The following is a 12,598-nucleotide window of genomic DNA, read 5'->3' as shown; positions in this document are numbered from 1 at the left end:
TCGCTGCCGCCTGTTGGAACAATCGGCGGCCGGCTCGCGCAGCTGCTATCGAGGCGCAGCGGCTTTGGGGACGACCTCAATGCCGCTACACTGCGGGCCATGGTCGATCACGATTCCCCCACCTCCCTCACCCGTCGCCACCTGCTCCAGGCGGCCGTCGGCGCCGCCGTGATGCTGCCCGCCGCAGCTGCGGCCGCGGCGCCGGCCGGATTCGATGAGTGGCGCGACGCGTTCCGGGCCAAGGCGCTCGCCAAGGGCATCTCGCCGCGCACCTGGGATCGGGTGATGGGGTCGCTCGAACCCGACATGAGCGTGTTCAAGAACTTCCAGAAGCAACCCGAATTCAACGAGCAGCTCTGGCAGTACATCAACCGGCGGGTGTCGGATTGGCGGATCACCGCCGGCCGCGAGGCGCTGCGCAAGAACGAAGCGTTGTTCGCGCGGATCGAACGAGATTTCGGCGTCGAGCGTGGCACGCTGCTGGCGCTGTGGGGCGTCGAGAGCGCCTATGGCGATCCCTTGGTGCAGCAGAACCATATGCGGCCGGTGTTTCCGTCGCTCGCTGCGCTGGCGTGGCGCGAGCCGCGGCGGCGATCGTATTGGGAAACCGAGCTGATCAACGCGCTGCGGATCGTCGACAAGGGCTGGTCGACTCCGGAAGAAATGCGCGGCTCCTGGGCCGGCGCGATGGGCCACAGCCAATGGATGCCCGAGGTGTGGCTGAACGTCGGCATCGACTATGACGGCGACGGACGGGTGTCGCCGTTCGGCCGGCCCGACGACGCGCTCGGCTCGACCGCGAAGTATCTGGTCCGGCGCGGCAACTATCGCCGCGGCGAGCATTGGGGCTACGAGGTCGAGGGCCCCGGCGGTGCGGTCAGCGGTCGCCGCACTTATTCGGAGTGGTCGCGCTCCGGCGTCTCCCGCGCCAATGGCCAGCCATTTCCCAATCCCTCGGCCAGCGCGACGATGTGGGTGCCGGTCGACGGCGGCCCGAAATTCCTGATCGGGCCGAACTTCTACGCGGTGAAGAGCTACAACCCGTCGATGAACTACGCGCTGGCGATCTGCCACCTCGGCGATCGCATTCTCGGCGGCAGCCCGTTCATCCATCCCTTCCCCGGATCGGAGCGCGCGCTGACGCTCGCCGAGGTGAAGGAGATGCAGACCCGGCTGACCCGCGCCGGCTTCGACACCGGCGGCACCGACGGCCGGGTCGGCAACGACACCATGAAGGCAATCCGCGACTTTCAGCTCAAGACCGGCCTATCGCCCGCCGACGGCTATGGCGGGCTCAAGGTGCTGGCACGACTGCGGCAGGGTGGATAGAGGCCGCAGGCTTTTCGATGATTCAACATCACTGGACGTGGCACCGGATCAAGGCGCTGGCGCACGAGGAGTGGCGCGAGCTCGTCACCTTCAATCCCAGCGACCGGCCGTGGCAGATGCCGTTCTCGGCGGCACTCGCTGCCGGCGTGCCGATGTTGATCGGCGCCTACTTCGATCATCTCGACTACGGCCTGATCTCGTCGCTCGGCGGGATGGCGTTTCTGTATCTGCCGCGCACGCCGCTGCACCACCGCATGGTGTCGATGATGGCGGCCGGATTCGGCTATGCCGCCTGCTACACGCTCGGGCTGGTGGTGCATCTGCTGCCGTGGTTGCTGGTGCCGGCGATCACCTTCACGGCGATCGTGGTCACCATGCTGTGCCGGTTCTATCGGGTGGGACCACCGGGCAGCATGTTCTTCGTGATGGCCGCGGCGATCGCCGCCTATACGCCCAGCGACCTGATGCAGCTGCCGCTGAAGGCGGGGCTGTTCGTGCTCGGCAGCCTGCTCGCGACCCTGATCGCGATGATCTACTCGATCGTCGTGCTGCGGATCCGCGATCCGCTGCCGGTGCCGCTGCTGGCGATCGACGATTTCGAGCACGTCGTGCTCGACTCCGTGGTGATCGGCATCTTCGTCGGTTTGGCGCTGGCGCTGGCTCAGGCGCTGCAGCTCGAGCGGCCGTATTGGGTGCCGGTGAGCTGCCTCGCCGTGATCCAGGGCCTGTCGGTGCGTGCGATCTGGAATCGGCATCTGCACCGCCTGCTCGGCACCGCGATCGGCCTCGGCCTCGCCGCGGTGCTACTGGCACTGCCGCTGGAGAAATGGAGCATCGCGTTTGCGGTGATCGCGCTGAGCTTCGTGATCGAGACGGCGGTGATCCGGCACTACGGTTTCGCGGTGATCTTCATCACCCCGCTCACCATCTTCCTCGCCGACGCCGCGACACTGGGCCAGGAGCCGGCGCACCAGATCATCGAGGCGCGGTTTATCGATACCGTGGTCGGCTGCGTGGTCGGCCTGCTCGGCGGCGTCTGCCTGCACCATCCGGGCTTCCGCCATATGACGGCCCGCTTGATCCGCCGGCTGATCCCGGCCTATCTGATCCCCGCCAAACACGACCGGGGCGATTGACCGAAAGTCAGGGTTTTGCCCCGGCCGAGCCGTGGAATAATACCCTTCCTCCGTTTCTTCAGGATGTATCGCCGGATTTGAGCCATGACCGACGTGCGCCCTCAGGCCGAGACCTTCCAAGCTCCACTGGACGAAATCGTCTGGAACACCACCTTCCGCCGCGGCTTCGCCGAAGCCCGCTCGGGCCGCACCCCGCGCTATGACGACGAGGTGATGTTCCAGGACGGCCTCGCCTGGGTTTACGAATGGGGCCGCCAGTTCGCCATCCTGGCGCCGCCGGACCTGCCGCTGGTGCTACCCGAAGAAGGCGCGCTGAATCCCAAAGCGGTCGAGCTGTTCCGGGAAATGATCATCCAGGGCGAGATTTGTACTTAGCTTCCGGCATCCCGTTCATTGATCGCAACTCACGTCATGGCCGGGCTCGACCCGGCCATCCATCACTCTTGAAAGATGGGTCGCCGGATCAAGTCCGGCGATGACGACAGTTTCAGGAGTTCGCGTCTTCATTCTGGGCTCGCGAGCGCGGCTCGCGCTGCTCACCTGATCATCGTCGGCCCGGCATCCGGGACCGCGACGTCGATGACGCGGAGTTGCACGCGTTCGGCGCCTTGCCAGCGGTCGACACTTAGGCAGCCGGCGACGTGGAGCGTCTGACCACGGTTTTCGGTCAGCGCGTTGCCGAGCTTCTGGCCGACGCTGCGGAATGCGATGCCGTTGACGAACGCGCCGTCGCCCGCCTTGAAGCGCAGCCGCAGATGCGCCTGGCCGACCTCGTCGGCATAGACGAGCTGATGCGCCGGCAGCGCCACGATCGGCTCCGGATTGCCGGCGCCGAACGGCCCTGCCCGGTTCAGCGTCGCTGCCAGCTCTGTCGTGACGCCGCGCGCCGACACCGCGCCGTCGACGTACAGTTCGTTGACGTGGCGCGACTTGGCGACGTCGTCCGCCAGCGTCGTCTCCAGCCAGGCCCGGAATTCGGCGAGCCGCTCTTTGCGCAGCGTCACGCCGGCCGCCATGGCGTGGCCGCCGCCCTTGAGCAGCAGCCCGTCGTGCACCGCCTGGCGCACTGCCTTGCCGAGATCGACGCCGGAGATCGAACGGCCCGAGCCGGTGCCGATGCCGCCCGGCTCGAGCGCGATCGCAAACGACGGCCGTCCGAACTTCTCTTTCAGCCGCGACGCGACCAGGCCGACCACGCCCGGGTGCCAGCCTTCGGACGCAGTGACGATCACCGCGCCCTTGTCCTCCAGCCCGAGCGACGCCATCGCCTCGGCTTCCGCCTGGGCTTCGGCCCTCTGTTCGATCTCGCGCCGTTCGCTGTTGAGGCGATCGAGTTCGGCGGCGATGCGGGCGGCTTCAGAGACGTCGGATTCAAGCAACAGCCGGACGCCGAGATCGGCGCGGCCGATACGCCCGCCGGCATTGATCCGCGGCCCCAGCATGAAGCCGAGATGCCACGCCTCCGGCGGACCGTTCAGCCGCGACACGTCCATCAGCGCGGTGTGACCGACGTGATCGCGGCGGCGCATCGCGATCAGGCCCTTGGCGACGAAAGCACGGTTGAGCCCGACCAGTGGCGCGACGTCCGCCACGGTGCCAAGCGCGACGTGGTGCAGCATGTCGAGCAGGTTCGGCTCCGGCCGCTCGGTGGTCCAGAACCCGCGATGCCGCAGCTCGCGATTGACTGCGACCAGCGTCATCAGCACCAAGCCGACCGCGGCAAGATGGCCGAGCCCCGACAGATCGTCGGGCCGGTTCGGATTGATCAGCGCTTCGACCTCGGGCAGCTCGTCGCCGCATTGGTGATGATCGATCACCACGACGCTCATCCCCAGCCGCCGTGCTTCCGCCAGCGGCTCCAGGCTGGTGGTGCCGCAATCGACTGTGATCAGCAGCGTCGCGCCTTTGCCGGCGAGCATGCGGATCGCGTCGATATTCGGGCCGTAGCCTTCGAAAATGCGATCCGGAATGTGGATCAATGGATCGAGGCCGCAATGGCGCAGATGCCAGGCGAGCAAGGCCGACGAGGTGGCGCCGTCGACATCGTAATCGCCGAAGATCGCGACCTTCTCGCCGCGCGAGGCGGCATCGGCAATCCGCTTGGCACCGGCTTCCATCTGGGTCAGCGACGCCGGATCTGGCATCAGCTTGCGGATCGTCGGATCGAGAAAGTCCTCGACCTGGTCGATCTCCACGCCCCGCCCGGCCAGCACCCGCGCCAGCATCTCGGGCAATTGATAGCGCTGCACCATCGCCTGCGCTTTCGCAGTGGCGCGCGCGTCGAGCCGGTCGCGCCACGCCTTGCCGGTGGCAGAGCGGGTCACGCCGAGAAACGCCGGCACGGTTTCGGCGGGCAAAACGGAGATGGGAGGCGTCATGGTCCGCGCAGATAAGCACGAAGCGCCGACGGCGCAAACCGCCAGGACGGCGGCAGGAGAAGCCCGCTAGCTGTCAGTGCGAACGAAGCGAGAGGATTGACCTTCTCGCGGGTCAGCACCCGAGCCGATCGGCGACACCGGCCAGATCATCGGCCACGATGGTCCAGTCGCCAGTGGCATCGAAGTCGATCGTCTGCAGCGGGCCGTACTCGGTCGGACGCGGGATGAAAGCCGTTTTCAGGCCCAACGCTTGCGCGGCGGCGAGATCATTGTTGTGGGCGGCAACCATCATCACCTGCTCTGGCGGCAGATTGAGGAGACGCGCGGCGCCTAGATACGTCTCGGGATCAGGCTTGTAGTGACCGAACACGTCGCCGCCGAGAATGAGATCCCAAGGCAGCCCGGCATTCTTCGCCATCCGAGTCAGCAGTCCGACGTTGCCGTTCGACAGCGGGCTGATGATGAACTTCGACTTCAGTCGCGTCAGCGCGGGCACCGAATCCGCCCACGGCTTCAATCGGTGCCAGCCGGTGGTGATATAGGTCAGATCGTCGTCGCTGAGATTGTCGAGCCCGAACTGCGGCGCTAGCTGCTCCAGCGAGCGGCGGTGCAGATCATCGAGCTTGATGAAGCCGCGCGACGGGTTCTTCCGCACTTCATCCATCGACGGCACGTAGGCCTGCCGCCACGCATCAACCAGCCCGGTCCAATCGCCGCCGATGCCACGTGTCGTCGACCACGCGGTGAAGTCCTCGATCAGGCTGGTGCGCCAGTCGACCACGGTGCCGAACACGTCGAAGATCAGGGCTTGCACGTTTGTCGGTTCGGCTCTTCCGGCCATTTGTTTCTCTCCCCTTGCCGCAACTAAATCGTCATTGCGAGCGTAGCGAAGCAATCCAGCGCGAGCACGGAGCTGTACTGCTTCGTCGCTCCGCTCCTCGAAATGACGATGACGGGTGTGACTACAGCACCTTCCGATACTGCATGAAGCCGGAATCCTCGGCAATGCGGTCGTAAAGCAGCCGTGCGGTGGCGTTGCCGGTTTGGGTCAGCCAGTGCACGCGGCTGCAGCCGTCAGCTTTGGCGCGCGCGTACACGGCTTCGATCAGCTTGCGGCCGAGGCCGATCCCGCGGGCGCTGTCGTCAACGAACAGGTCCTGCAGATAGCAGTAATCACCGACCGTCCAGCACGACCGGTGATAGATGAACTGCACGATCCCGGTGAGCGTGCCGTCGACATAGGCGCCGAGCAGATGCATCGGCTCGGCGGGATCGTGAAACCGCGCCCAGGTGACGTCGGAGACCTCGGGCGCCAGTGTCGCCTTGTAGAACGCGAGGTAACCCGCCCACAGCGGCTCCCAGGCGGCTCTCTCGTCGGGGCCGACGGGACGAATCTCGACGGCCATCCGACGTCTCCTTATCCTAATCGAGGTGGAACTTCTCGAGCTGGCGGTGGTCCGCCTTGATGTAGCGCACCGTGCCGGTGACCGACCGCATCACCACGGTTTCGGTCTGGATCACGCCCTTGCGGAACTTGACGCCCGAGAGCAGCGAACCATCGGTGACGCCGGTGGCGGCGAACAGGCAGTCGCCCTTCACCATGTCCTCGATCTGGTACACGAAGTTCGGATCTTCGATGCCCATCGACTCGGCGCGGTTGCGCTTGGAGTGAGTGTCGAGCAGCAGCCGGCACTGCATCTGACCGCCGATGCAGCGCAGCGCCGCCGCAGCCAGCACGCCTTCCGGCGCGCCGCCGGTGCCCATGTAGATGTCGACGCCGGTGTTGTCCGGGTCGGCGCAGTGGATCACGCCGGCAACGTCGCCGTCGGTGATCAGCTGGACGCCGGCGCCGGTGGCGCGGATCTTGGCGATCAGCTCGGCGTGGCGCGGACGATCGAGCACCAGCACGGTGATGCCGTGAGTCGGCACACCCTTGGCCTGCGCCAAGCGGAGGATGTTGTCTTCCGGCGGCGCATCGATGTCGATCAGGTTCTTGTCGTAGCCCGGACCGATCGCGATCTTCTGCATGTAGACGTCGGGCGCGTGCAGCAGCGTGCCGCCTTCGGCCATCGCCATGGTGGCGATCGAGCCCGGCATATTCTTGGCGCACAGCGTGGTGCCTTCGAGCGGGTCGACCGCGATATCGACCTTCGGACCGGCATTGATGCCGGCACCGACCTTCTCACCGATGAACAGCATCGGCGCTTCGTCGCGCTCGCCCTCGCCGATCACGATGGTGCCTTCGATCGGCATCTTGTTGAGCTCGCGGCGCATCGCATCGACCGCGGCCTGGTCCGCGCCCTTCTCGTTGCCGTGGCCGCGCAGCCGCGCCGCAGACACCGCGGCGCGCTCGGTCACACGCACGATTTCCAGGGTCAGGATGCGTTCCAGCAGCAATTGCGGCGGAACGGAAATGGTGGTCGACATCGGCCCAGCTCCTCAAAACAGCGCCCCCGCGCTTGTGGCGGGGGCTGTACAAATGGTCGAACTCAGTTCTTCTCGATCCGGATCACCTGTGGCCGGCCGCTGATCACCTTGTCGCGCTGCACGGCCTGCAGCGCGCGGCGCACCGCGTCTTCAGCGGTGGCGTAAGTAATCAGGATCACCGGCACCGGGACCGACGATTTGGCGGCCTTGCCATTGGCATCGACGCTGCGGTGCGGATGCCGCTGCACGATCGACTCGATCGAGATGTCCTGCTCGGCAAGCCGCTTGGCGATGGTCGCGGCGGTGCCGGCGTGATCGCGCGCCAGCAGCCGCAAGTAATAGCCGCCTTCGTGGCGCTGCATCGGCGCCTTCGCGGTGGCCTTCAGCCCGGATACCGGCCGGCCGAACGGCACTGCGCGGATGCCACGGGCGACATCGGCGATATCCGCCACCACCGCGGACGCGGTCGCGGCGGCACCGGCGCCGGCGCCGACCAGGGTGATCGGCGGAATGCCGTCGCCGTCGATCGAGACGGCGTTGGTCACGCCCATCACCTGGGCGATCGACGAGGTCTTCGGCACCATGGTCGGATGCACGCGCTGCTCGATGCCCTTGGCGGTGCGGACCGCCACGCCGAGCAGCTTGACGCGATAGCCGAGATCATCGGCCGCGCGGAGATCTTCCGGCGTGATCGAGCGGATGCCTTCGACGTAAACCGAGCTCTCCGAAACCTTGGTGCCGAACGCGAGGCTGGCGAGGATCGCCAGCTTCTGCGCGGTGTCGTGGCCGTCGATATCGAAGGTTGGATCGGCTTCGGCGTAGCCGAGCCGCTGGGCATCGGCGAGGCAGTCGTCGAACGACAGCCCCTCCTGCTCCATCCGGGTCAGGATGTAGTTACAGGTGCCGTTGAGGATGCCGTAGATCCGGTCGATGTCGGTGCCGGCGAGGCCCTCGCGCAGCGTCTTGATCACCGGGATCGCGGCGCCGACGGCGGCCTCGTAGTTCAGCGCCGCGTTGTGCTTCTCGGCGAGCGACGCCAGCTTGAGTCCGTGCTTGGCGATCAGCGCCTTGTTGGCGGTGACCACTGCCTTACCGGCAGCCAGCGCCGCCTCGATCGCCGGACCGGCGGGATCGCCGGCGCCGCCGATCAGCTCGACGAAGCAATCGACCTCGGGATCGGTGGCGATCGCCAGCGGGCTCTTGGCCCATTTGATGCCGGACAGATCAAGCCCGCGCTTCTTTGCCTTGGAGCGCGCGGTGACCGCGACCACGCGCACAGGGCGGCCGCAACGAGCGGACAAGGTCCGCTCCTGCCGTTCGATGACGCGGACGACTTCGGCACCCACGGTGCCGAGACCCGCAATACCCACTCTGAGTGGCGCGACCATGACGCGCTGACCTGCTGCCGGAACCGGCGTTTCTTGGGGAAAGACCCGGAGGCCGGCGGGCGGCCTCCAATGACGGCCTATCGCTGAACCGCGAGAGGCACGACGTTGTGCAACGTTTCGACGCCGCTTTCAAGGAAGCGCCGGACGCCGCGCGCCGCCTGGCGGATACGCTGCTCGTTTTCCACCATCGCGATGCGGACGAAGCCCTCGCCGTGCTCGCCGAAGCCGACGCCGGGCGACACCACGACACCGCACTTCTCCACCATCAGGGTGGCGAACTGCATCGAGCCGATCTCGCGGAAGGCCGGCGGCAGCGGCGCCCAGGCGAACATCGAAGCGGACGGCGGCGGGATGTCCCAGCCGGCGCGGCCGAAGCTCTCGACCAGGATGTCGCGGCGCTTTTTGTAGGTCTCGCGCATTTCCTTGATGCAGTCGTCGGGCCCGTTCAGCGCGGCGGTGGCGGCGACCTGGACCGGGGTGAAGGCGCCGTAATCGAGATACGACTTCACGCGGGCCAGCGCGGCGATGATGCGCTCGTTGCCGACCGCAAAACCCATGCGCCAGCCGGCCATCGAGAACGTCTTCGACATCGAGGTGAACTCGACGGTGACGTCCATCGCGCCCGGCACCTGCAGCACCGACGGCGGCGGATTGTTGTCGTCGAAATACACTTCAGCGTAGGCCAGATCCGACAGGATCATGATCTCGTGCTTCTTCGCGAACGCCACCAGGTCCTTGTAGAAGTCGAGGCTGGCCACATAGGCGGTCGGGTTCGACGGATAGCAGGCGATCAGCGCGATCGGCTTGGGGATCGAATGGATGATCGCCCGCTCGGCCGCGGCGAAGAAATCCGGGGTCGGCTCGGACGGCACCGAGCGGATCACGCCGCCCGCCATCAGGAAGCCGAAGGCGTGGATCGGGTAGCTTGGGTTCGGGCACAGCACGACGTCGCCGGGGGCGGTGATCGCCTGGGCGACGTTGGCGAAGCCTTCCTTGGAGCCGAGGGTCGCGACCACCTGGGTGTCGGGGTTCAGCTTCACGCCGAATCGGCGGTCGTAATAAGCGGCCTGGGCCCTGCGGAGACCGGTGATACCGCGGGAGGCGGAATAGCGGTCGGTCCGCGGCTTGCCGAGGGTGTCCTTCAGCTTCTCCAGGACGTGCGGCGGAGCCGGCAGGTCCGGATTGCCCATCCCGAGATCGATGATGTCGGCTCCGGCGTTGCGCGCGGCGGCCTTGGCCCGGTTGACCTGCTCGAACACGTAGGGCGGCAAGCGGCGGATGCGGTAGAATTCTTCCATGGTCCTCGACTCCGGGTAACGGTGGGATCGTTACCGCGTTCTTGATCGGAGGGGAATCCGATAAACGTGCAGCAACGCCCTGATTCGATCGAATTTGCGGCTGTTTGCGACAAGGCTGACATGCAGCCCGCTCGCGATCGTCACCTGCCCCGGCGGCGGGTCGTCGATGGCGGCGTCGGTCCGGCTATCTCGACGCCGCCGTTCTGGCGGCCGCGGTACCCGCGGCCGGCGCGGCGGCACCTGCAGCGGCATTCGCGTTCGCTTGGCGTTCGCGGGCTGCAATCAATTCCTGCTCGATCTTGTTGCGCTCGGCAGGCGCCAGCACCGCTTCATCGCGGTTGGCCGGCAGGTCGTTCACGGCCGGAAAAGCGTCGGCTTGCTTGGGCTTGGCGGGGGCATCGCTGCTGCCGAGCAGCGGCATGTCCGACAGCGACACCGAGCAGCCGCCGAGCGCGCAGCCGGCCACGACCAGCGCAGCTGCCACAGCAGCCCGCATGCCGGGTCCCGTCCGTCCACCCGTGCCTGCCACTCGCATCACCCTGCTTGCCTTCACGCGGCCCCGCCTTCCCGATCGTCGCCGCTCGCAACAATCGTCGCACTCGAGGATTAAACCTTAACTCATTTCGCCTCGAACCGGCCAGCGCCAAGCGGCGACATTAACCGACCCGACCGCCTCAGTGGGATGCCAATGTGGCTAAATCAAGCGCAATTTGTCGCACTGCAGCACATCGAAATCAGCGACGTTTACCGAACTATGCCATCATCCCGGGGCGCGACGACAAATCTCAGCGGATTTTCTGCACTGGATTGTAGTGTTGATTCATGACCGACATGCTCGCAGAACCCAAGGCAGCCCCGAAGTTCGATCCTGACGCATTCGCCCGCAATCTGGCGCAGGCGATGGAGACTGGTAGCCAGGCGCTTGCGACGATGATGAAGTCGCAAAACGGTGCCGTGCCACCGGACGGTCATCCGCCCGCCGGTTTGACCGAAATGGTGAAGAGCTTCTCCACCGTCGCCAATTACTGGCTGTCCGACCAGGACCGTTCCAAAGAGCTGCAGCAGCGGCTTGGCAAGTCGTATCTCGAACTCTGGGGCGCGGTCTCCAAGCGCCTCGCCGGCGAACAGGCCGAACCGGCGATCGCCCCCTCGCCGCGCGACAAGCGGTTCGCCTCACCGGAATGGAAGGCCAACGCGTTCTACGACTTCCTGATGCAGGCCTATCTGCTCACCACGCAGTGGGCCGACGAACTGGTCAAGAACGCCGAGATCGATCCGCACACCAAGCGCAAGGCGGCGTTCTACGTCCAGCAGCTCACCACCGCGCTGGCGCCCTCCAACTTCGTGATGACCAATCCCGAGCTGACGCGCCACACGCTGGAGGCCAGCGGCGACAACCTGGTTCGCGGCATGAAGATGCTGGCTGACGACATCCAGTCCGGCCGCGGTCACCTCAAGATCCGGCAGTCCGATCCGGCCGGGCTCGAGGTCGGCGTCAACATGGCGGTCACCCCCGGCAAGGTGATCTTCCAGAACGAGATCATGCAGCTCATCCAGTATGAGCCCGCCACCGAGACGGTGCAGCGCACGCCGCTGCTGATCGTGCCGCCGTGGATCAACAAGTACTACATTCTCGACCTGAAGCCCGAGAAGTCGTTCATCAAATGGTGCGTCGACCAGGGCCTCACCGTGTTCGTGATCTCCTGGGTCAACCCGGACAAGAGCCTCGCCGACAAGGATTTCGCCGACTACATGAAGCTCGGGCCGCTGACCGCGATGGACGTAGTCGAGAGGGTCACCGGCGAGATGAAGGTGCACACGCTGGGCTACTGCGTCGGCGGCACCCTGCTCGCTTCGACGCTGGCCTGGCTTGCCGAACGCCGCCGGGTGCGGGTCACCTCGGCGACCTTCCTGACCACGCAGGTCGACTTCACCCATGCCGGCGACCTGATGGTGTTCGTCGACGAGGAACAGATTTCCGCGGTCGAGCGCGAGATGAAGGTCACCGGGGTGCTCGAAGGCGCCAAGATGGCGATGGCCTTCAACATGCTGCGCCCGAATGATCTGATCTGGTCCTACGTCGTCAACAACTACCTGAAGGGCCAGCCGCCGCAGGCGTTCGACCTGCTGCACTGGAATTCCGACGCCACAAGGATGCCGGCGGCGAACCACTCCTACTACTTGCGCAACTGCTATCTCGACAACAAGCTGTCGGCCGGCACCATGGTGCTGGACAACACCACGCTCGACCTCGCCAAGGTCAAGGTGCCGATCTACAACCTCGCCACCCGCGAAGATCATATCGCCCCGGCGGAGTCGGTGCTGTACGGCTCGCAGTTCTTCGGCGGTCCGGTGAAATTCGTGCTGTCAGGCTCGGGCCACATCGCCGGCGTGATCAATCCGCCGGCGGCGAACAAGTACCAGTTCTGGACCAACCCCGACATCTTCGCCGGCTCGGTCGCCAACTGGCTGAACGGCGCCGAGGAGCACAAGGGGTCGTGGTGGCCGGACTGGCGCGCCTGGATCGGCGCGTTCGACGACGAACAGGTCCCCGCCCGCGCCATCGGCAACGAAGCCTACCCGCCGCTGGAAGATGCGCCGGGCAGCTACGTCAAGGTGAGGTCCTGATCGACGCGCGGCGG

General features: G+C 66.1%; 11 protein-coding genes. 4 read left to right on the top strand and 7 right to left on the bottom strand.

Going from position 1 to position 12,598, the window contains the following annotated elements:
• The first annotated feature begins 99 nt into the window (after positions 1-99).
• The 3 genes from LRC39_RS12830 to LRC39_RS12820 all read left to right on the top strand — a co-directional run bounded on the left by LRC39_RS12830 (position 100) and on the right by LRC39_RS12820 (position 2,840).
• The gene (locus LRC39_RS12830; RefSeq protein ID WP_346294571.1) at positions 100-1,329 is read left to right on the top strand and encodes a lytic murein transglycosylase; all 1,230 of its coding nucleotides are present in this window, start codon (positions 100-102) and stop codon (positions 1,327-1,329) included.
• 17 nt (positions 1,330-1,346) lie between these two features.
• The gene (locus LRC39_RS12825; protein ID WP_346294570.1) at positions 1,347-2,465 is read left to right on the top strand and encodes an FUSC family protein; all 1,119 of its coding nucleotides are present in this window, start codon (positions 1,347-1,349) and stop codon (positions 2,463-2,465) included.
• A gap of 84 nt (positions 2,466-2,549) precedes the next feature.
• Positions 2,550-2,840 (top strand): hypothetical protein, encoded by a 291-nt coding sequence (locus LRC39_RS12820; protein ID WP_011158059.1) that lies wholly within the window; start codon positions 2,550-2,552, stop codon positions 2,838-2,840.
• Between the two features lie 161 nt (positions 2,841-3,001).
• Here LRC39_RS12820 and recJ read toward each other — a convergent pair whose 3' ends face one another.
• From recJ to LRC39_RS12785, 7 genes are all read right to left on the bottom strand, one after another.
• Positions 3,002-4,843, bottom strand: coding sequence for a single-stranded-DNA-specific exonuclease RecJ (gene recJ, locus LRC39_RS12815; protein ID WP_107355601.1), 1,842 nt, complete (start codon positions 4,841-4,843; stop codon positions 3,002-3,004).
• Between the two features lie 112 nt (positions 4,844-4,955).
• Complete coding sequence (locus LRC39_RS12810; RefSeq protein ID WP_346294569.1) at positions 4,956-5,684, bottom strand: haloacid dehalogenase type II; 729 nt, start codon at positions 5,682-5,684, stop codon at positions 4,956-4,958.
• A 121-nt stretch (positions 5,685-5,805) separates the two neighbouring features.
• The gene (locus LRC39_RS12805) at positions 5,806-6,249 is read right to left on the bottom strand and encodes a GNAT family N-acetyltransferase (protein WP_346294568.1); all 444 of its coding nucleotides are present in this window, start codon (positions 6,247-6,249) and stop codon (positions 5,806-5,808) included.
• A 16-nt stretch (positions 6,250-6,265) separates the two neighbouring features.
• Complete coding sequence (gene glpX, locus LRC39_RS12800; protein ID WP_107355598.1) at positions 6,266-7,270, bottom strand: class II fructose-bisphosphatase; 1,005 nt, start codon at positions 7,268-7,270, stop codon at positions 6,266-6,268.
• 62 nt (positions 7,271-7,332) lie between these two features.
• Entirely contained in the window at positions 7,333-8,658 is a 1,326-nt protein-coding gene (locus LRC39_RS12795) for a homoserine dehydrogenase (RefSeq protein WP_107355597.1), read from the bottom strand.
• Between the two features lie 77 nt (positions 8,659-8,735).
• Entirely contained in the window at positions 8,736-9,956 is a 1,221-nt protein-coding gene (locus LRC39_RS12790) for an LL-diaminopimelate aminotransferase (RefSeq protein WP_264052218.1), read from the bottom strand.
• Positions 9,957-10,140: 184 nt separating this feature from the next.
• Positions 10,141-10,452: a hypothetical protein gene (locus LRC39_RS12785; RefSeq protein ID WP_164633862.1), complete on the bottom strand. Its 312-nt coding sequence runs from the start codon at positions 10,450-10,452 to the stop codon at positions 10,141-10,143.
• A 326-nt stretch (positions 10,453-10,778) separates the two neighbouring features.
• On the opposite strand from LRC39_RS12785, the gene LRC39_RS12780 reads away from it, so the two are divergent.
• Positions 10,779-12,584 (top strand): PHA/PHB synthase family protein, encoded by a 1,806-nt coding sequence (locus tag LRC39_RS12780; protein ID WP_346294567.1) that lies wholly within the window; start codon positions 10,779-10,781, stop codon positions 12,582-12,584.
• The last annotated feature ends 14 nt before the right edge of the window (positions 12,585-12,598 follow it).

This window comes from Rhodopseudomonas sp. P1, assembly GCF_039642825.1.
GTDB classification, from domain to species: domain Bacteria; phylum Pseudomonadota; class Alphaproteobacteria; order Rhizobiales; family Xanthobacteraceae; genus Rhodopseudomonas; species Rhodopseudomonas palustris_H.
This window is presented reverse-complemented; position numbering and strand designations above follow the sequence as displayed.